Genomic DNA, 18,780 nt, shown 5'->3' on the forward strand with positions numbered 1-18,780 from the left:
ATTTACAGAAATTTTGGGCTTGACATGATTTCCGTAAAACAGAAGTGATCTGCCCGTCGGGCCAATTTGTCGCGGCTGCTCGCCCTACATCGTCATTGCGAGCCAACGGGTCGCGCGAATGCGCGCCCGATGACAGGCTCCGCGAAGCAATCCAGAGCGCCGCAATCGGAGGAATGGATTGCTTCGTCGCTACGCTCCTCGCAATGACGGTGGTAGGCAGAATTGCATCCCTACTCCACACCGGCTTCATCAGGCGTGAACTCATAGACCGACGAGCAGAACTCGCAGGTCACCACCACCTTGCCGTCCTTGACCATTTCCGCGCGGTCCTGCGGCTGGAAGCTTTTCAGCATCGATGACACCGCGTCGCGCGAGCAGGAGCATTGCGCGCGCAGGGCTAACGGCGTGAACACGCGCACGCCGCGTTCGTGGAACAGGCGATATAACAAGCGCTCGCCCGACAAATCCGGATCGAGCAGTTCGACATCCTCGACGGTCGAGATCAGCGACTGGCCTTCGACCCAGGCGTCGTCTTCGGCCACCGCATGCGTCACGGCGCCTTCCGGCGCATCGCCGGGATCGAGGTCGGCCTGCCGCGCCCGCTCAGGCGCCTGGGGCAAGAATTGCAGCAGCATGCCGCCGGCGCGCCAGCGGTGTTTCGGACCGTCGCCGCTGCCGCGCCATTCCTCGCCGACCGCAAGCCGCACGCGGGTCGGGATCTGTTCGGAGCGCAGGAAATATTCATGCGCGGCGTCTTCGAGATTGCCGCCTTCCAGCGCCACCAGGCCTTGATAGCGGCTCATGTCCGCGCCCTGGTCGATGGTCATCGCCAGATGACCGTTGCCGAGCAACGCACCCGAATCCTGCCCCTCCTTCAGCCGCGTCGCATCGAAGCGCGCATAGGCGCGCAGCCGATCCGGCAGCTGGAAATCCACGATCAGGAACGACACCGGGCCGTCGGTCTGGGTCTGCAGGATGAAGCGGCCGTCGAACTTCAGGGACGAACCAAGCAGCGTCGCCAGCACGATGGCCTCGCCGAGCAGCTTGCAGACCGGCGCCGGGTAATCGTGCTTGGTCAGAATGTCGTCGAGCGCCGGGCCGAGCCGGGTCAGCCGTCCGCGCAGGTCGAGCGCATTGACCTCGAACGGCAACGCCGCGTCGTCGATGGGAACCGCCGATGGCGCGCGGATCGGCGCTGAGGCCGTGATTTTGATGTCGGGGGATTGAGTCATGGCGCTTTATCTGGGGTCGGCAGAAGTGAATCGAAAGGGGTTGCAGTGAACGCGAGTGTCACGTCAGACGTCGTCCCGGCCTAGTGCGCAGTTGCGCACGGGGGCCGGGACCCATAACCACCGGCGGTAATCGTTTTACACGCTGATCGTTATCTTCCTCTTTTCGACAACCGGGGCCGCGGCGTATGGGTCCCGGCCTTCGCCGGGACGACAACCAAACTGCAGCGCTACGCCACTTCGTTAAAACACCAGGCCAGAATGCCTTTCTGCGCATGCAGGCGGTTTTCGGCTTCGTCGAACACCACCGATTGCGGGCCGTCGATCACCTCGTCGGTGACCTCCTCACCGCGATGGGCGGGCAGGCAGTGCATGAACAGCGCATCAGGCTTGGCCAGCGACATCAGCTGGGCGTTGACCTGGTAGGGCTTGAGCACGTTGTGGCGATGCTCGCCGTCCTTGTCGCCCATCGACACCCAGGTGTCGGTCACGACGCAGTCGGCGCCGGCGACGGCGGCTTCCGGGTCGTTGCCGAGCACGATCGGCGCCTGCGTCGCCTTGATCCAGTCCTTCATCGCCTTGTTCGGCGCGAGCTGCGGCGGGGTCGCCACGTTCAGTTTGAACTTCAAACGCTCCGCCGCATGCGCCCATGACGCCAGCACGTTATTGTCATCGCCGGTCCAGGCCACGGTGCGGCCCTCGATCGAACCGCGATGCTCCTCGAACGTCATCAGGTCAGCCATCACCTGGCAGGGATGCGATCGCCGGGTCAGCCCGTTGATGACGGGCACGGTGGCGTTGGCGGCAAGCTCCAGCAGCGCATCGTGGTTGAGGATGCGGATCATGATCGCATCGACGTAACGCGACAGCACGCGCGCGGTATCGGCAATGGTCTCGCCGCGCCCGAGCTGCATTTCCGCGCCGGTCAGCATGATGGCCTCGCCGCCGAGCTGGCGCATACCGACGTCGAACGAGACCCGGGTGCGGGTCGACGGCCGTTCGAAGATCATCGCCAGGGTCTTGCCCTCAAGCGGCTTTCTGGGCGTTTCATGCGCCTTCAGCTTCGCCTTCATGGCGACGCTCAGGTCCAGCATGTTGCGCAATTCCTTCGGCGGCAGCTCGCTGATATCGAGAAAGTGACGTAGGGACTTGCTCATCACCCCGCCGCCTTCTTCTTGTCGCCTGACAGCGCGATGCAGGCGCGTTCGAGGCTTTGGACGGACTGCTCGATCTCGGATTCGGAAACGATCAGGGGCGCGAGGAAGCGCACGACATTGTCGCCGGCGCCGACGGTCAGCAGCTTCTGGTCGCGCAGCGCGGCAACGAGATCGCCCGAGGGCACTACGGCCTTGACGCCGATCAGCAGCCCTTCGCCGCGCACTTCCGCGAGCACGGAAGGATAGCGATCGACCACGGAAGCGAGCTTCTGTTTCAAGAGCAGCGACACCTTCTGCACGTGCTCGAAGAAGCCGGGCTTGAGCATCACGTCGAGCACCGCGTTGGCGGAGGCGATCGCCAGCGGGTTGCCGCCGAAGGTCGAGCCGTGCGAGCCCGGCGTCATGCCGGACGCCGCCTCTGCCGTGGCAAGGCAGGCGCCGATCGGAAAACCGCCGCCGAGCGCTTTTGCCAGCGACATGATGTCGGGGGTGACGCCGAGGCGCTTATAGGCAAAGAGATCGCCGGTGCGGCCCATGCCGGTCTGCACCTCGTCGAAGATCAGCAGCAGGCCCTTGTCGTCGCACAATTGGCGCAGCGCCTTGTAGAACGCATGCGGCGCGCTGCGGACGCCGCCCTCGCCCTGCACCGGTTCGATCAGGATGGCGGCGGTCTGCGGCCCGATCGCCTTCTTGACCGCTTCGAGATCGCCATGCGCGACCTGGTCGAAGCCATCAAGCGGCGGACCGAAACCTTCCAGATATTTGGCCGAGCCGGTCGCCGCCAGCGTGCCCAGCGTGCGGCCGTGGAACGCGCCCTCGAAGGTGACGATGCGATAGCGCTCGGGATGTCCCTTGGCGGCGTGATAGCGGCGCGCGACCTTGATCGCGCATTCCATCGCTTCCGCGCCGGAATTACAGAAGAACACCAGATCAGCAAAGCTCTGTTCGCACAGCCTTGCTGCCAGCTTGTCGCCGTCCGGGCTCCGGAACAGGTTCGACATGTGCCAGAGCTTGGTGGCCTGCTCCTGCAAGGCTGCGACCAGATGCGGATGGCAATGGCCGAGCGCATTCACCGCCACACCCGAGGTGAAGTCGAGATAGCGCTCGCCCGACGTCGAGATCAGCCACGCGCCTTCGCCGCGTTCGAAACCGAGATCGACTCTCGCGAAAACGGGAAGCAGATGCGACGGGGCGCTGTTGGTCATGGCCATCACTGACGGTTAGAGACCGGCCACATAGCGTGCATTGGTGCGAACGCGGCACAGCCGGTCTTGCGAAAACAAAACGTGCCGCCTTTTCGGGGCGGCACGTGACAGGCATTCTATGCTGGCTTTGGACCGTGTCAACACGCCTAAAAACGGCTTTCCTGCAGTGCAGGATAAAGCAATCCGTAGCATTCCGGTGCCGTGGAAAACTCTAATTGCAATGCATAAATACCGGAACATGTGGACGCACGGACGCGGACTCTTGCGCCAGAGTCCCGCCATATTGTAGCGTCTGGGCTGTCGGGTACGACATCTCGTGCGGAAGTACTGACCCCTAGAGTCCATTTTGTAAGGCGTAAACGTTCGGGCGGCTTTTATGCGCCCGGCGAGGGCTAAGGGATTCTGCCCGCTGGGATTTTTGAGAATTGGCATCGCCAGCGCTGCCCCCCAATTGGCCGGCTCTGTGCGAAGGGAAGAATGCGATGACGGTATTGACCTGGTCCGACGAGCGCGTCGAGCAGCTTAAGAAGCTCTGGGAGGGCGGACTTTCCGCCAGCCAGATCGCCGCGGAACTCGGAAATGTGACGCGAAATGCAGTGATCGGCAAAGTGCACCGGCTGGGTCTTTCCGGCCGTGCCAAGAGCCCGTCCTCGGCCGCGCCGCGTCAGCGCAAGGCGCGCCCCGCCCAGCAGATGATGCGGGTGGCGCGCCCGGTGTCGCGCGGCAACACCGCGCTGGCCCACGCCTTCGAGGTGGAGATGGAGCCGGATCCGGTCGCCTACGACAATGTGGTGCCGATGAGCCAGCGGCTGACGCTGCTCGAATTGAACGAGGCCACCTGCCACTGGCCGATCGGCGATCCCTCCAGCTCGGAATTCTTTTTCTGCGGCGGCAAGGCGCTCACCAGCCTGCCCTATTGCGCACATCACTCGCGCATCGCCTATCAGCCGGCCTCCGATCGCCGCCGCCCGGCGCCGAAGCCGACGCGCTAGGAGCGCGCGGCGTTACGACGAATATTTGCCGTCGTCCCGGCCTTGAGCCGGGACCCATAACCACCGATGGCCGTGGTTATGCTTGGCTGGAGCTCCAGCCTTTTTAGAACAATCAATATTTGTGGTTATGGGTCCCGGCTCAAGGCCGGGACGACAGCGGATATTGCTGCGCCTTACCCGCCCTACTCCACCTTCGCAAACCGATCATCCAGCGCATAACCGGCGCCGCGCACGGTGCGGATCGGGTCCTGTTCGCGGCCGGGATTGAGCAGTTTGCGCAGGCGACCGATATGGACGTCGACGGTACGCTCGTCGATATAGATGTCGCGGCCCCAGACGCTATCGAGCAGTTGCTCGCGGCTGAACACGCGGCCGGGATGTTCCAGGAAAAACTCCAGCAGGCGATATTCGGTGGGGCCGAGATCAATCGGACGGCCCGAACGCGCGACGCGGCGCTTCTCGCGATCGAGTTCGATATCGCCATAGGTCAGCACGGTGGCCAGCCGCTCCGGGCTCGCCCGCCGCAACAGGCCCTTCACCCGCGCCAGCAGCTCCGGCACCGAAAAGGGTTTTACGATGTAGTCGTCGGCGCCGGTCGCCAGCCCCCGCACCCGTTCGCTTTCCTCGCCGCGCGCGGTCAGCATGATGATCGGCAGCGCCTTGGTCTCCGGCCGCGCCCGCAAGCGCCGGCACAGTTCGATGCCGGACAGGCCCGGCAGCATCCAGTCCAGCACGATCAGGTCGGGCACCCGCTCCTTCAGCCTTGTATCGGCGTCGTCACCGCGGGCGACGGTTTCGACCTCATAGCCTTCGGCATCGAGGTTGTAGCGCAGAAGCGTGGTGAGCGCTTCCTCGTCTTCAACCACCAGAATGCGTGCGTTCATCTATGTCAGCCTCTTGATATCCAGTATTTTGACGCGGTGTGTTACGAACGTCTTCCGCTTCCAGTTTCGATTCTAGTTTCCTGGCACCGTCGTGGCGAAATTGGTCATGTCGCCCTTCGGGCGCTTGTCGAGCATCTGCTGGCCTTCGATCATGTAGAACACGGTCTCGGCGATGTTGGTGGCGTGGTCGCCGATCCGTTCGATGTTCTTGGCGCAGAACATCAGATGGATGCAGAACGAGATGTTACGCGGATCTTCCATCATGTAGGTCAGGAGCTCGCGGAACAGCGAGGTACAGATGGCGTCGACTTCCTCGTCGCCCTTCCAGACCGCCATCGCCGCCGGCAGGTCGTGCGACGCGTAGGCGTCGAGCACGGACTTGACCTGCGACTGCACCAGATCGGTCATGTGTTCGAGACCGCGGATCAGCTTCAGCGGCTGGAAATCGTTCTCCAGCGCGGCGACGCGCTTGCCCATGTTCTTGGCGAGGTCGCCGATCCGTTCCAGATCGGTGGCCACCCGCATGGCGCCGACGATCTCGCGCAGGTCGATGGCCATCGGCTGGCGGCGGGCAATCGTCAGCACCGCACGTTCCTCGATCAGGTGCTGCAGGCGGTCGATCTCGACGTCGGACGCGACGACGCGCTTGCCAAGCGCGACGTCACGGCGGATCAGGGCATCGACGGATTCGGTGATCATGCGTTCGGCAAGGCCGCCCATTTCGGCGACCAGGCGGGTCAGTTCCTGAAGATCGCTGTCGAACGCCTTCGCGGTATGTTCTGAAGCCATTGTCTTCTCCTCGCGATGTGCGCTTAGCCGAACCGGCCGGTAATGTAATCCTGGGTGCGTCGATCGCTCGGCGAGGTGAAAATCTTGTTGGTGTCGTCGAATTCGACCAGATCGCCGAGATACATGAAGGCGGTCTTGTCCGAGACGCGCGCCGCCTGCTGCATGTTATGGGTCACGATGGCGATGGTGTAATCCTCCGCCAACTCCGTAATCAGTTCTTCGATCTTGGCGGTCGAAATCGGGTCCAGCGCCGAGCAGGGCTCGTCGAACAGGATCACTTCCGGGCGCACCGCGACGGTGCGTGCGATGCAGAGCCGCTGTTGCTGGCCGCCGGAGAGGCTGAGGCCCGATGCATTCAGCTTGTCCTTGACCTCGTTCCACAGCGCCCCGCCACGCAACGCCTTTTCGACGCGGCCGTCCATCTCGGATTTCGAGATCTTCTCATAAAGGCGGATGCCGAAGGCGATGTTTTCGTAGATCGTCATCGGAAACGGCGTCGGCTTCTGGAACACCATGCCGACCCGGGCGCGCAGCAGATTGAGATCGAGCTTGGGGTCGAGGATGTTGGTCTGGTCGAGCATCAATTGCCCGGTCGCCTTCTGGCCCGGATACAGATCGTACATCCGGTTGAAGATCCGCAGCAGCGTCGACTTGCCGCAACCGGACGGCCCGATGAAGGCGGTGACTCGGTTGGTGCCGAGCGCGAGGTTGATGTTCTTCAGCGCGTGGTGCTCGCCGTAGTAAAAATTCAGGCCGCGCGCGGTCACTTTCGGCGGCGCGTCGGGCAAGGCGACCTGCGGAACAGGTCCGTTCGCAGCACTCACGGATACGGAAAGATCGTTCATTTTGCTGTCCTCTCAGCGCCAAGGATGCGTGCGCCAATATTCAGGGCAAGTACGGTGAGGGTGATGAGCAGCGCCCCGCTCCAGGCGAGCTGCTTCCAGTATTCGTAGGGGCTCTGCACGAAGTTGTTGATGGTAACCGGCAGGTTCGCCATCGTCTTGGTCATGTCTAGGCTGAAGAACTGGTTCGACAGCGCGGTGAACAGCAGCGGCGCGGTTTCGCCGGCGACGCGGGCGGTGGCGAGCAGCACGCCGGTGATCAGCCCGGCGCGCGCGGCGCGATAGGCGATGCGCTTGATCACCAGCGAACGCGGCAGGCCGAGCGCGGATGCCGCTTCACGCAGCGGGTTGGGCACCAGGCCGAGCATGTCCTCGGTGGTACGGACCACCACGGGAATGACGATCACGGCCAGCGCCAGACAGCCGGCAAAGGCCGAGAAGCCGCCCATCGGCACCACGACGGCGCCATAGACGAACAGGCCGATGATGATCGAGGGCGCGCTGAGCAGGATGTCGTTGATGAAGCGGATCACCGAGGTGAGCCGGTCATGCTTGCCGTATTCTGCGAGATAGGTTCCCGCCAGCATGCCGAGCGGCGCGCCGATGCCGACGCCGATCACGGTCATCATGATCGAGCCGATGATCGCGTTGCGCAGACCGCCATCGGTCGAGCCGGGCGGCGGCGTGTCCTGGGTGAAGACGGCCAGGTTGAGGCCGGCAAGGCCGTTGTAGAACAGCGTGAACAGGATCAGCGCGAGCCAGGTCACGCCGAACAAGGCGGCGCTGATGCAGAGGCCCCGGACGATGATGTCGCCACGGCGACGGGAGGCGTAAATCGGGTTCATGGCTCAGTTCCCCGCCTTCTTTTCCAGCCGCATCAGCATCAGCCGCGCGGCCGACAGCACGAAGAACGTCAGCACGAACAGGAGCAAGCCGAGCAGGATCAGGCCGGACTGGTGCAGGCCGTCGCTCTCGGCGAATTCGGATGCGATCGCCGCCGAGATCGTGGTGCCCGGCGCGAAGATTGACGACGAGATCTTGAACGAGTTGCCGATGATGAAGGTGACCGCCATGGTTTCGCCGAGCGCGCGGCCGAGCGCCAGCATCACGCCGCCGATCACGCCGACCCTTGTGTAGGGGATCACGACATTGCGGACGACTTCCCAGGTGGTGCAGCCGACGCCGTAGGCGGCTTCCTTCAGCACCGGCGGCACCGTCTTGAAGACATCGACCGAGATCGAGGTAATGAAGGGCAGCACCATGATCGCCAGGATCAGCGAGGCGTTGAACAGGCTGAGATAGGACGGGGGGCCTGCGAAGATGGTGCCGAGAACCGGCACGCCGTCGAAGATGCTGATCATGAACGGCTGGAACGAGTTGGCCAAAAAAGGCCCCAGCACGAAGAAGCCCCACATGCCGTAGATGATCGAGGGAATGCCGGCGAGCAGTTCGACCGCGAGCCCGATCGGGCGGCGCAGCCAGATCGGACAGATCTCGGTCAGGAAAATCGCAATGCCGATGCCGACCGGAATGGCGATCATCATCGCGATCACGGAGGTGATCAGCGTGCCGTAGATCGGCCCGAGCGCGCCCAGCACCGGCGGATCGGCCGACGGCGCCCAGCGCGAGGTGAACAGGAACGAGAAGCCGTATTCCCTGATCGCAGGCCAGGCGCCGACGATCAGCGAAAGGATGATGCCGCCGAGAATAAGCAGCACCGAGATCGCGCAGGCGCGCGTGAGCCAATAGAAGGTAACGTCACCGAGCTTGAATGCGCTGAGGGCCTTGGCGCGATCGTAAGGTCCTGCAGCTTCCATCACGTCGCTCTGAACGGCCATGTCTGCCACGCCAATCCCCTGTACTGTATAGCCCAACTGCCCCGGATCCGGCGCCGGTTTTGCACCGGACTCTTGAACCAAGGCTGGTGTCCACCAAGCCCCTTGGTAACCAGACCCGCCTGTATTCGCCCTCCTGCCCGGAGGGAAAGACCCAACCCGGAAAGACCCGGGTTGGGCAGAGTGGGAGCACGCTCCCATTGTCGCCGGGCCGAACGCCGCCCGGTTCTTTGTTCTTAAATTCAGCTCTTGATCTCGGCCGACCAGGTCTTTTCAATCAGCTTGATCACGGGGTCCGGCATCGGGATGTAGTCGAGTTCCTCAGCCATCTTGCCGCCCTTCTCGAACGACCATTTGAAGAACTTGATGGCTTCCTGGGACGCGGCCTTGTCGGTCGCGGACTTGTGCATCAGGATGAAGGTCGCTGCGGTGATCGGCCAGGAGCCTTCGCCGGGCTGGTCGGTGAGGATCACGTAGTAGCCGGGCGCCTTCGCCCAGTCGGCGTTGGCCGCAGCAGCCTGGAACGAGGCTATCGTCGGCTGCACGGTCTTGCCGGCCTTGTTGACCATCGCGGCATGGGTCAGCTTGTTCTGCTTGGCGTAGGCGTACTCGACGTAACCGATCGCGTTCTTGGTCTGGCCGACGTTGCCGGCAACGCCTTCATTGCCCTTGGCGCCAACGCCCGTCGGCCATTCGACGGCCGTGCCGAGACCGACCTTGGTCTTCCACTCGGCGTTCGACTTCGACAGATAGTCGGTGAAGTTGAAGGTGGTGCCCGAACCGTCGGAGCGGCGGACCACGGTGATGGCGTCGGTCGGCAGCTTCAGCTTCGGATTGAGCTTGGCGATCGCGGGATCGTCCCACTTCTTGATCTTGCCGAGATAGATGTCGCCGAGCAATTCGCCCGAGAGCACGAGTTCGCCCGGCTTGATGCCTTCGAGGTTCACGACGGGGACGATCGCGCCCATCACCATCGGCCACTGCACGAGGCCGTCCTTTTCGAGGGCCTCAGCCTTCAGCGGCGCGTCGGTGGCGCCGAAGGTCACGGTCTTGGCCTGGATCTGCTTGATGCCGGCGCCCGAACCGATCGACTGGTAGTTCAGACCGTTGCCGGTCTCCTTTTTGTAGGCATCGGCCCACTTGGAATAGATCGGGAACGGGAAGGTGGCGCCCGCACCGGTGATATCGGCTGAAAACGCCGAGGTCGAGGCGGCGACGAGGCCTGCCGCGACGATTGTCTTGATGAAATTCATGGCTGGTCTCCATCTGGTGAGCGAAGCGCCTGTTAACGCCCGATCGCGCTCACGCCGCATCCGTTTAGGTGCGGTCAGTAGAGCTTTTACGAAGGTTCGATGACAGTTGGATGACACTCTCAAGCGATTGAAATCGCTAGAGTTTAGGTCCCAACCGGGGGTTTGGCCTGGGGGAAGCAGGCGGTAAAAGTGGCCCCGTTTTTGGGCACGCTTTCAATCAAAAGCCGGCCGCGATGGCGGTTAACAATATGTTTCACCAAGGATAAACCGAGCCCGGTTCCACCTTGCGCCCGGCTGTCGCCGACATCGACCCGGTAGAACCGCTCGGTGAGCCGCGGCAGATGTTCCGGGGCAATTCCGGGCCCGAAATCGCGCACCAGGACACGGACTTCCGGTGTGCCATCGGCGGAACTCGCCCGCACCAGCGAGACGATGACCTTGCCGCCGGAGGCGCCATATTTGAGCGCGTTCTCGATCAGATTTTCGAACAGCCGCAGCAGCTCCTCGCGATCGCCCGCGATCGTCACCGGCAGCTCGGGCAGATCGATCTCGATTCTGACCTGGCGCTCATGCGCCAGCGGCTCCAGCCCGTCGGCGACCTGGCGGATGATCGGCACGATGTCGACCGAGGTATCGGGCCGAACATGCGCCGACAATTCGACCCGCGACAGCGACAACAGATCGTCGATCAGCCGCGCCATGCGCGTCGCCTGCGCGTGCATGATGCCGAGAAAGCGCTCGCGCGCCTTGACGTCATCCTTGGCCGGTCCCTGCAGCGTATCGATGAAGCCGGACAGGGCGGCGAGCGGCGTGCGCAGTTCGTGGCTGGCATTGGCGACGAAATCGGCGCGCATCTCCTCGACCCGGCGCAGCGGCGTCTGGTCGTGAAACGTCATCAGCATGCACTTGTCGGTGCCGCCGAACAGCGTCGGCACCGGCACCGGCGTGATGATCAGCTCCATCCAGCGGTCGACCGGCACATGGTCGAGATAGGTCGCGCGGCGCGGTTCGGTGGTCGCGATCGCCTCGCGCAGGGCGGTGATGATTTCGGGCGAGCGAAGCGCGAACTGGGCAAGCTCGTTCTTGCGCAACGCAGGCGCCAGCTGGGCTGCCGCCGCATTGAGATGGAGGACGCGGCCGGCGCGGTCGAGCAGCACGGCGGGATCCGGCATGCCGGCCACGACGGCGCTGACCGCGGCGGCTTCGACCGGATTGACGCCGCGAACGTCCTCGCGCGAGGTGACCGCATCATGCAGCCGCCATGGCACCAGCGCTGCGGCGGCAATGCAGATAAAGGCGGCAATTGCGCGCGCCACCCCGAGTTCGCCGGTGGCGACGAAGACCGACAGAGCAAGGCCCGCGACCAGCAGGATAATGGCCGAATGCCGTAACCGGTCGGACCATGGGGCAAAATAGGAGGAGGAAGAGGAGGAATCGTCTATCGCCATTGTTGGCTTTGTTCCCTCTGTCTTTTGCGTCTTTTACGCGCTTTCAGGCGCCGGTGTCTCCACGCTCGCGCACATAGACGGCCTCACGTCTCGGTTCGGCGTCGGGGCCAGGCGCCAACTGGCGCAAGCGCTTCGACCGCGCCCCCAGGATAACCTCCCGAAGCGTCAGCAAGATTACAGATATGACAAAAGGCGCAATATAATAGAGGACCCGGAACAGCAGCATCCCGGCCAGGAGGTCCTCCCGGTCCATCTGCCAGAGCCCGACCAGCATGGCCGCGTCGAACACACCGAGACCACCGGGCGAGTGGCTGGCAAAGCCGAGCAGCGTCGCCGAGACGAAGATGACCGCGACGACGACGAAGCCAAGGTTGGGTTCATCGGGGGTCAGCACATACATCGCCAGCGCGCAGAACCCGAGGTCGATGATGCCGATGCCGATCTGCAGCAGTGTCAGCGGCCCGCCCGGCAGCGTCACGGTCCACGGCCCGCGGCCGACGCTACGGGGCTGGCTCCAGACCCAGACCACATAGCCGACGAGGCCGGCGATAATCGCAAACGCCAGGGCTCGGTTGAGCCAGGCCGGCAACTGATCGATCGAGGCCGCGGCTTCCGGGTGATAGGCGATGCCGAGGCCCAGCACTGCGGCATTGCCGAGCCAGAAGGTGAGCCCGGCCAAAAAGCAGATCTTGGCGACGTCGATCGCGTTCAGCCCCCAGGCCGAATAGATCCGGTAGCGCACCGCGCCGCCGGTGAAGACGCTGGCGCCGACATTGTGGCCGATCGAATAGGAGGTGAAGGCGGCAAGCGCGGTGATGCGGTAGGGGACGTGGGTGTGGCCGATCGCCCGCACCGCAAACAGATCGTAGAAGGTCAGCGTGAAGTAACCCGCCGCCACGAACAGCGCCGCCAGCACGATCTGGCGCGGTTCCGTGCTCTTGATGGCCTCGATCACCTCGTTGGAGTCGATGCCACGCAGCATGTGATAGAGCACGTAGCACGCGGTTCCGATGACCGCGATACTGATCACAACCCCGAGCTTATGCAGGACCTGCTTCTGGCGCAGAAACGAAATCGCCCTGCGTATTGCTTCCAGCATCTAGACCTCGAATTGCGATCCCGCGACGACGGCAACGGTGCGAATTCCGCCGACGCTCCGCTGCTCCCTGGGCACTCCAGTAGCGCGTTTTGGGCCGGAGTGGAATTCGTCTAACGACAATAAAACGCGGTTCTTCAATCTATTAGGCGGATTTGATGACAGTGGGTGCACAGTTTTGCTGGATTCTGCGCGCCCAAACCGGGCTCCTGCCGGGTCCCTTGGGCAATCCCTTAACCAATCCCTTGGGCTGGAACGGGTCATGCCGGGGCGTTTCAAGCCGCGGGGGCGCTGCGCGAGACCACCCAGTCCCGCAGCCACGACCCCACCGCACAGCCGCAAAGATAGAGCGCAAACATGATCAGTCCGAGGTCGAGCCAATAGCCAAACCGGCCCGGGACCACGCGCGAAAGCGCGGCCGCGACCAGCACGACTGCCAACGCCGCCAGCCACCGCTTCCAGGTTTTCGATACGCCCTCGCCGTGCTGAACGATGGAAATCCAGCCCATCGCCAGGCCAAGCAGCAACGATCCCAGCAGCCAGCCCCAGAAAAACGTCGTCAGATAGGCCATCCTTACCTCACCACGAAATCGATGCGGCGGTTCTGCGCCTTGCCCTGGTCGGTATCATTGCCGGCGATCGGCTGTGTGCTGCCATAGCCGACCGACGTGAAACGGTTCGCCGGCAGTCCGGCCCTGACCAGATAATCGGTGACCGCCTGGGCGCGCTTCTCCGAGAGCGCCTGATTGGTGGGTTCCTCGCCGTCGGAATCGGTATGTCCGACGACCTCGATATTGGCGTTCGGGCAGCGCATTGCGGTCTCGATCAGGCGGTCGAGCAGCCCGGCGGAGTCAGCCACGATGTCGGCCTTCCCGGATTCGAACCGGATCCTGGCCTTGCCGAGCAGATCGGTAAATAGCTGCTGGCAGACCGTTGGGTCGACCGGCGCCGCGGTCGGTTTGACCGAGATTTCAGGCTTGAATTGCCAGCCCTGCGGAAACTCCTTGCCAAGGCCGGCTCGGATCTGGGTCGCGGCCGTCTCGTAAAGCGCATCGCCCGACAGTTTCACCTCGCGGTCGCTGACCACGAGCGTCCCGGTCGACAAACGCGACAGCGCGCCGAGCGCCGGCACCACGGCGGCGGCAAATCCTGAGGGCGCACCGATACTCGCCTTCAGGTTGTCTACGACTTTCTCGCTGAAGAATTTGCGGCCCGCCGCCGCCACCAGCGCCGCATGGGCGTTGTTGTCGGGCACATAGCCGGTCAGCGTCAGCGTCACCGCGACCGGATCCTTGTAGGCCTGGAAGATGTAGGGCGGCGCCTTGACCTCGTTGGCCGCGACCGAATAGCCCTCGGGGAGATTTTTCAACGCGGCAGCGATGGCTTCGCGGCCGCCAAGTTCACGCGCCATCCCTGACAGCGTGACCTTGTTGTCCGACAGCGTGATCTTTCCTTCCTTCAGTTTTGCAATCTGGTCGAGCAACAGCAGCGCGACATTGTCGAAGCGCTGCGGCGCGCCGCGCGCCAGGTTCATGCGGTCGGAGACTTCGACGCCACCAAGCATCGCGCGCGCGGCTTCCATCAGCTTGCTTTTGCTCGAAGGCAGCGGCGAACTGCCGCCCAGCGTCACCCGGACGACGTCGCGTTCAGCCGACCACACGAACGGCTTGGCTTCGGGAACGAGGCGGGTTTCGTCGTTGACCAGCCGCACGCCCGGCACCGCTTCCACCGACGCAACCGCGCTCATCCGGCCCTCTTCCGAGAAGGCTTCGGCTGCAAACGTCACGTCGCGGCCCGCAACCACTATTCGCCTTTTGTCGAGGACGGTATCCTTCAGCGCTGTGGTAGAACGCTGCGCCAGGTCGGCTTCCAGCGGCACGGTGCTTGTCCAGGCGGCGAAACCCCAAAGGATGACGAGCGGAATCACACCCGGCCACCATTTGCCACTCCACCTGAAAAGTCCGTGCATTCGAGTTCCTAAGGGTCCGGAAACAGAGAGAAAACAAACCCTTGCGGGGCTGTCAAACCCGAAATAACGCAGAAGCGTCGGGGTGCGGATATTTGCCCAGCTAACCGTTTCTTCAACGGTCTGCCGCTAAGTTAGAAACATAATGAAACAGGCGGCAAGTCCTGATGAAAATGCTCCGCAACACCGTTATCCGCGCCGGACTGGAGGCGCTTTACTTCTCGGGCGCGCATTATTTGCTGCGACCAATCTTCGCAGGTGTCGGCGCAATTTTCATGCTGCACCATGTGCGCCCGCGCCGCGACGTGGAATTCCAGCCTAATTATCATCTCGAGGTCGAACCCGAATTCCTGCGCGCGGTGCTCGCGCATCTGCGGTCCCTCAACGTCGACCTGGTCACCATGGACGAGGCGCATGCGCGGCTCTCCCAGGGCAATTTCGCGCGGCGCTTCGCCTGCTTCACCTTTGACGACGGTTATCGCGACAACCGCGATTTCGCGTTGCCCGTGATGCGTGAATTCGACGCACCCATGACGGTCTACGTCACCAGCGATTTCGCCGAAGGCACCGGCCGGTTGTGGTGGGTTGCAATGGAGCTGGCGCTCGCCAAGGCTTCCTCGATCGAGGTGCCGATCGGCGGCGTGGTTACCCGTCTCGATGCCTCGACGCCGGCGGCCAAGCAGGTCGCCTTCGACCGGCTGCACGAGTGGCTGCGCAGCCTGCCGGGCGAGCTCGACGTGCAACGCGAAATCTCCGCGCTCTGCACGCGCTATGATGTGGACGAGACGAAGATCGCCCGCGACCTCTGCATGTCCTGGGACGAGTTGAAGGCGTTTGCGGACGAACCGCTCGTGACCATCGGCGCGCATACAGTCACGCATTGCAACCTGGCGAAGCAGACCGAGGCGACCGCCAGTTTCGAAATCGCCACCAGCCGGATGCGGATCGAGGCGGCGCTGCAACGCCCGGTGCTGCATCTTGCCTATCCCTATGGCGACAAGATCGCCGCCGGGGAGCGGGAGTTCACACTCGCCAAGGCGGCCGGCTTCAAGACCGCGGTGACGACCCGGCCGGGCATGATCTTCCCGGAAAGCGCCGGTCATTTGACCGCGCTGCAGCGGGTCTCGCTCAACGGCAATTACCAGGACGAGCGCATCATCCCCGTGCTGACCTCCGGCGCCGCCACCGCGATGTGGAACGGTTTTCGGCGCATCGACGCGGCGTAGTTGTCGTCATTGACGCCTCACTTCCCTTCTCCCCTTGTGGGAGAAGGTGGCGCGAAGCGCCGGATGAGGGGTCTCCATCCTCCTCGAAATCTCACCGTGTAGAGAGAACCCCTCACCCGTCTTCGCTTCGCGAAGCCACCCTCTCCCACAAGGGGAGAGGGGGAGAGTTGACTCGGTCTCCTCTCGCGCTCAAAACCGCCGGCAAGAGCAATGGAGGAACTCATGTTCAAGGATCTGTTTTCGCTCAAGGGCCGCGTCGCGCTGGTGACGGGTGGATCGCGCGGGATTGGCAAGATGATCGCGGCCGGGTTTCTCGCGCAGGGAGCGGCGAAGGTCTACATCACCGCGCGCAAGGCCGGCCCCTGCGAGGCGACCGCGAAAGAACTCACGGCGGCCTATGACGGCGAGTGCATCGCGCTGCCGATCGATATTTCGACCGTCGAAGGTTGCGACAGGCTCGCCGCCGAGATGATCAAGCTCGAGCCGAAGCTCGATATCCTCGTCAACAATGCCGGCGCCGCCTGGGGCGCGGAGTTCGACGAATTTCCGGAGAGCGGCTGGGACAAGGTCATGGACCTCAACGTCAAGTCACTGTTCTTCCTGACCAAGGCGCTGGCGAAACCGCTGCGCGCGGCCGCATCGCACGAGCGGCCGGCCAAGGTCATCAACATTGCCTCGGTCGACGGCATCTTCGTCAACCCGACGGAGACCTATTCCTATGCCGCGAGCAAGGCCGCGGTGATCCATCTGACACGGCGCATGGCGACCAAACTGGTCAAGGACAACATCAACGTCACCGCGATCGCGCCGGGCGCCTTCAAGTCGGACATGAACAAGGCCGCACGCGACCATTCGGATGAAGTCGCAAAACGCATTCCGGCCAAACGCATCGGCACCGACGAGGATATGGCCGGGATTGCGATCTATCTCGCCTCGCGCGCCGGCGATTATGTGATCGGCAACACCATCGCGGTTGATGGCGGCGTGGTGTACGCGAATGCGGGACTGGAGATTGCGGGGTAGAGGGCGCGATCCATCGCGGCAGGTGACAGCGGGGATCAAGTGAGGCAGCCGAGAATTTCTCCGTTCCCTCCCCCCTTGCGGGGGAGGGTCAGGGAGAGGGGTGCCACACGACGTGCTCTCTCGGCTTGCGTGTCGACGTGATGAACCGATGTTCGCAGAGGGGTCTCTTCTTTCAAACACCTTTTGTGGGGCTACCCCTCTCCCCAACCCTCCCCCGCAAGGGGGGAGGGAGCCCGTCGAGCGGGGCTCCCTAACAACTCACGTCTCGATTTTCACGTACTCGAAATCGCCGGGCTTGTTGTCGATGCCGACCTTGGGCGGCGAGATCCAGGAGGCGTAGGTGCCGGCTTCGGTGACCGGGGTCATCAGCGAAGCGATGAAGTCGCCATCGTCCGATGACGGCAGCCAATCGTTCTTGCGCGCGTTCCAGGTGGCGGCGTCGATCAGCACGCCCTCCGGGGTCGCGTTGATGTCCTTGAACTCGCCGATATGGCGGTGGAAGGCGACGTCGGGCAGCGTCAGCTTGTACTGGTAGCCGGCGAGCGAGATGATCTTGTTCCAGCGCAGCATGCCCTTGGCGCAATCCTGCGTGTAGTCGTCGCGCAGGCGCATGTTGAGCGCGGTTAGCGCCGGCTCGTCGACGCGCTTGATCACGCCATCGACCAGCTTCAGCACCGGGTAGGTCGCGTTCTTCAGCTGATGGTCGTCGTCGATCTGGGTTTCCTTGTAGCGGCCCTTGATGCCGGCATTGAAGGCATTCGCCGCGTTGGTCGAGACTTCCGAGCCGAACAGATCCAGCGACAGCGAATAATGCAGATGGAGCTTCTTCTGGATGGTCGGCAGATCGATCACGCCGAGCGCACGGACTTTTGCGATATCGGTCGGATCGGTGATGCCGGCCGCCTTCATCGCCTCGCAGGTGCGCTGCACGACGCGGCTGATGCCGGTCTCGCCGACGAACATGTGATGCGCCTCTTCGGTCAGCATGAAGCGGCAGGTGCGCGACAAGGGATCGAAGCCGGACTGCGCCAGCGAATGCAGCTGCATCTTGCCGTCGCGGTCGGTGAAGTAGGTGAACATGAAGAACGACAGCCAGTCGGGCGTCGCCTCGTTGAAGGCGCCGAGCATGCGTGGCGAATCCGCGTCGCCGGAGCGGCGGCGCAACAAATCATCGGCCTCTTCGCGGCCGTCGCGGCCGAAATACTTCTGCAACAGATAGACCATCGCCCAGAGATGGCGGCCTTCCTCGACATTGACCTGGAACAGGTTGCGCAGGTCGTACAGCGAGGGCGCGGTCTTGCCGAGATGGCGCTGCTGTTCGACCGAGGCCGGCTCGGTATCGCCCTGGATCACGATCAGGCGGCGCAGCGTGGCGCGGTGTTCGCCCGGGACTTCCTGCCAGGCCGGCTTGCCAAAATTCTCGCCGAACGGAATGACGCGATTTTCCTCCTGGGGAGCAAGGAGAATGCCCCAGCGATATTCCGGCATCTTGACGTAATCGAACTTGGCCCAGCCGCGCGGGTCGACCGAATAGGCGGTGCGCAGGTACACCAGCGACTGCTGGAAGCCTTCCGGCCCCATGTCGCCCCACCAATCCATGTAGCCGGGATGCCAGCCCTCGAGCGCCTTGAGCACCTGGCGATCTTCACTGAGATTCACGTTGTTGGGAATCTTGGTTGAGTAGTCGACGTTCATGAAGTTCATGGCGTGCTCCTTGCTCGCTCTCGTGTCCCGGACGCGGTGCGACGCGAAGCGGTGCGCCGCAGAGCCGGGACCATTTCAGTAACGGTCCGTGTGGGTCCCGGTTCTGCAGCGCGTCACAAGCGTGCCGCGCA

17 protein-coding genes are annotated in these 18,780 nt (G+C 63.3%); 3 read left to right on the forward strand and 14 right to left on the reverse strand.

Annotated features, from left to right (window positions below; all coding sequences use genetic code 11):
• Positions 1-230: 230 nt before the first annotated feature.
• The 3 genes from JQ574_RS03910 to JQ574_RS03920 form a co-directional block, all read right to left on the reverse strand.
• A complete protein-coding gene (locus JQ574_RS03910) occupies positions 231-1,232 on the reverse strand; it encodes an Hsp33 family molecular chaperone (protein ID WP_212383300.1) in 1,002 nt (333 codons plus the stop codon).
• 227 nt (positions 1,233-1,459) lie between these two features.
• Positions 1,460-2,386 (reverse strand): ornithine carbamoyltransferase, encoded by a 927-nt coding sequence (argF, locus tag JQ574_RS03915; RefSeq protein WP_212208805.1) that lies wholly within the window; start codon positions 2,384-2,386, stop codon positions 1,460-1,462.
• Positions 2,386-3,591, reverse strand: coding sequence for an aspartate aminotransferase family protein (locus JQ574_RS03920; protein ID WP_212208807.1), 1,206 nt, complete (start codon positions 3,589-3,591; stop codon positions 2,386-2,388). The genes argF and JQ574_RS03920 overlap by 1 nt, the downstream gene beginning before the upstream one ends.
• A gap of 482 nt (positions 3,592-4,073) precedes the next feature.
• Here JQ574_RS03920 and JQ574_RS03925 point away from each other — a divergent pair, with 482 nt between their 5' ends.
• The gene (locus JQ574_RS03925; RefSeq protein WP_192735462.1) at positions 4,074-4,583 is read left to right on the forward strand and encodes a GcrA family cell cycle regulator; all 510 of its coding nucleotides are present in this window, start codon (positions 4,074-4,076) and stop codon (positions 4,581-4,583) included.
• Between the two features lie 182 nt (positions 4,584-4,765).
• Here JQ574_RS03925 and phoB read toward each other — a convergent pair whose 3' ends face one another.
• The 10 genes from phoB to JQ574_RS03975 all read right to left on the reverse strand — a co-directional run bounded on the left by phoB (position 4,766) and on the right by JQ574_RS03975 (position 14,699).
• Complete coding sequence (gene phoB / locus JQ574_RS03930) at positions 4,766-5,467, reverse strand: phosphate regulon transcriptional regulator PhoB (RefSeq protein ID WP_192735463.1); 702 nt, start codon at positions 5,465-5,467, stop codon at positions 4,766-4,768.
• Between the two features lie 72 nt (positions 5,468-5,539).
• Positions 5,540-6,256: a phosphate signaling complex protein PhoU gene (phoU, locus tag JQ574_RS03935; protein ID WP_212208809.1), complete on the reverse strand. Its 717-nt coding sequence runs from the start codon at positions 6,254-6,256 to the stop codon at positions 5,540-5,542.
• Between the two features lie 23 nt (positions 6,257-6,279).
• Positions 6,280-7,101, reverse strand: coding sequence for a phosphate ABC transporter ATP-binding protein PstB (gene pstB, locus JQ574_RS03940; protein WP_212208811.1), 822 nt, complete (start codon positions 7,099-7,101; stop codon positions 6,280-6,282).
• Entirely contained in the window at positions 7,098-7,943 is an 846-nt protein-coding gene (pstA, locus tag JQ574_RS03945) for a phosphate ABC transporter permease PstA (RefSeq protein WP_212208813.1), read from the reverse strand. Before pstA ends, pstB begins: the two co-directional genes overlap by 4 nt.
• Positions 7,944-7,946: 3 nt before the next feature.
• Positions 7,947-8,936 carry a phosphate ABC transporter permease subunit PstC gene (gene pstC / locus JQ574_RS03950; RefSeq protein ID WP_212208815.1) on the reverse strand — a complete coding sequence of 330 codons (990 nt, stop codon included), beginning with the start codon at positions 8,934-8,936 and terminating at the stop codon, positions 7,947-7,949.
• Positions 8,937-9,175: 239 nt separating this feature from the next.
• Positions 9,176-10,186 (reverse strand): phosphate ABC transporter substrate-binding protein PstS, encoded by a 1,011-nt coding sequence (pstS, locus tag JQ574_RS03955; protein WP_212208817.1) that lies wholly within the window; start codon positions 10,184-10,186, stop codon positions 9,176-9,178.
• A gap of 143 nt (positions 10,187-10,329) precedes the next feature.
• A complete protein-coding gene (locus JQ574_RS03960; protein ID WP_212208819.1) occupies positions 10,330-11,634 on the reverse strand; it encodes an ATP-binding protein in 1,305 nt (434 codons plus the stop codon).
• 43 nt (positions 11,635-11,677) lie between these two features.
• On the reverse strand, positions 11,678-12,733 hold the full coding sequence (locus tag JQ574_RS03965) for a lysylphosphatidylglycerol synthase domain-containing protein (RefSeq protein WP_212208821.1): 1,056 nt from the start codon (positions 12,731-12,733) through the stop codon (positions 11,678-11,680).
• A 272-nt stretch (positions 12,734-13,005) separates the two neighbouring features.
• A complete protein-coding gene (locus JQ574_RS03970) occupies positions 13,006-13,302 on the reverse strand; it encodes a hypothetical protein (protein ID WP_212208823.1) in 297 nt (98 codons plus the stop codon).
• Positions 13,303-13,304: 2 nt separating this feature from the next.
• The gene (locus tag JQ574_RS03975) at positions 13,305-14,699 is read right to left on the reverse strand and encodes an OmpA family protein (protein WP_212208825.1); all 1,395 of its coding nucleotides are present in this window, start codon (positions 14,697-14,699) and stop codon (positions 13,305-13,307) included.
• Positions 14,700-14,863: 164 nt separating this feature from the next.
• Here JQ574_RS03975 and JQ574_RS03980 point away from each other — a divergent pair, with 164 nt between their 5' ends.
• Together JQ574_RS03980 and JQ574_RS03985 are read left to right on the forward strand one after the other, a co-directional pair.
• Positions 14,864-15,922, forward strand: a complete 1,059-nt coding sequence (locus JQ574_RS03980; RefSeq protein WP_212383303.1) for a polysaccharide deacetylase family protein — start codon at positions 14,864-14,866, stop codon at positions 15,920-15,922.
• A 222-nt stretch (positions 15,923-16,144) separates the two neighbouring features.
• Positions 16,145-16,945, forward strand: coding sequence for an SDR family oxidoreductase (locus tag JQ574_RS03985; protein ID WP_212208829.1), 801 nt, complete (start codon positions 16,145-16,147; stop codon positions 16,943-16,945).
• Positions 16,946-17,203: 258 nt separating this feature from the next.
• On the opposite strand, the gene boxB is transcribed toward JQ574_RS03985, so the two are convergent.
• The gene (boxB, locus tag JQ574_RS03990) at positions 17,204-18,640 is read right to left on the reverse strand and encodes a benzoyl-CoA 2,3-epoxidase subunit BoxB (RefSeq protein WP_212208980.1); all 1,437 of its coding nucleotides are present in this window, start codon (positions 18,638-18,640) and stop codon (positions 17,204-17,206) included.
• Between the last annotated feature and the right edge of the window lie 140 nt (positions 18,641-18,780).

The sequence above is a fragment of the Bradyrhizobium sp. AUGA SZCCT0158 genome (genome assembly GCF_018130065.1).
Taxonomy (GTDB): Bacteria; Pseudomonadota; Alphaproteobacteria; order Rhizobiales; family Xanthobacteraceae; genus Bradyrhizobium.

What these genes read in the sequence shown, in the direction of transcription:
- JQ574_RS03910 (WP_212383300.1), bottom strand. Translation starts at nt 1,232, where the DNA reads ATGACTCAATCCCCCGACATCAAAATCACGGCCTCAGCGCCGATCCGC.
- argF (WP_212208805.1), bottom strand. Translation starts at nt 2,386, where the DNA reads ATGAGCAAGTCCCTACGTCACTTTCTCGATATCAGCGAGCTGCCGCCG.
- JQ574_RS03920 (WP_212208807.1), bottom strand. Translation starts at nt 3,591, where the DNA reads ATGACCAACAGCGCCCCGTCGCATCTGCTTCCCGTTTTCGCGAGAGTC.
- JQ574_RS03925 (WP_192735462.1), top strand. Translation starts at nt 4,074, where the DNA reads ATGACGGTATTGACCTGGTCCGACGAGCGCGTCGAGCAGCTTAAGAAG.
- phoB (WP_192735463.1), bottom strand. Translation starts at nt 5,467, where the DNA reads ATGAACGCACGCATTCTGGTGGTTGAAGACGAGGAAGCGCTCACCACG.
- phoU (WP_212208809.1), bottom strand. Translation starts at nt 6,256, where the DNA reads ATGGCTTCAGAACATACCGCGAAGGCGTTCGACAGCGATCTTCAGGAA.
- pstB (WP_212208811.1), bottom strand. Translation starts at nt 7,101, where the DNA reads ATGAACGATCTTTCCGTATCCGTGAGTGCTGCGAACGGACCTGTTCCG.
- pstA (WP_212208813.1), bottom strand. Translation starts at nt 7,943, where the DNA reads ATGAACCCGATTTACGCCTCCCGTCGCCGTGGCGACATCATCGTCCGG.
- pstC (WP_212208815.1), bottom strand. Translation starts at nt 8,936, where the DNA reads ATGGCCGTTCAGAGCGACGTGATGGAAGCTGCAGGACCTTACGATCGC.
- pstS (WP_212208817.1), bottom strand. Translation starts at nt 10,186, where the DNA reads ATGAATTTCATCAAGACAATCGTCGCGGCAGGCCTCGTCGCCGCCTCG.
- JQ574_RS03960 (WP_212208819.1), bottom strand. Translation starts at nt 11,634, where the DNA reads ATGGCGATAGACGATTCCTCCTCTTCCTCCTCCTATTTTGCCCCATGG.
- JQ574_RS03965 (WP_212208821.1), bottom strand. Translation starts at nt 12,733, where the DNA reads ATGCTGGAAGCAATACGCAGGGCGATTTCGTTTCTGCGCCAGAAGCAG.
- JQ574_RS03970 (WP_212208823.1), bottom strand. Translation starts at nt 13,302, where the DNA reads ATGGCCTATCTGACGACGTTTTTCTGGGGCTGGCTGCTGGGATCGTTG.
- JQ574_RS03975 (WP_212208825.1), bottom strand. Translation starts at nt 14,699, where the DNA reads ATGCACGGACTTTTCAGGTGGAGTGGCAAATGGTGGCCGGGTGTGATT.
- JQ574_RS03980 (WP_212383303.1), top strand. Translation starts at nt 14,864, where the DNA reads ATGAAAATGCTCCGCAACACCGTTATCCGCGCCGGACTGGAGGCGCTT.
- JQ574_RS03985 (WP_212208829.1), top strand. Translation starts at nt 16,145, where the DNA reads ATGTTCAAGGATCTGTTTTCGCTCAAGGGCCGCGTCGCGCTGGTGACG.
- boxB (WP_212208980.1), bottom strand. Translation starts at nt 18,640, where the DNA reads ATGAACGTCGACTACTCAACCAAGATTCCCAACAACGTGAATCTCAGT.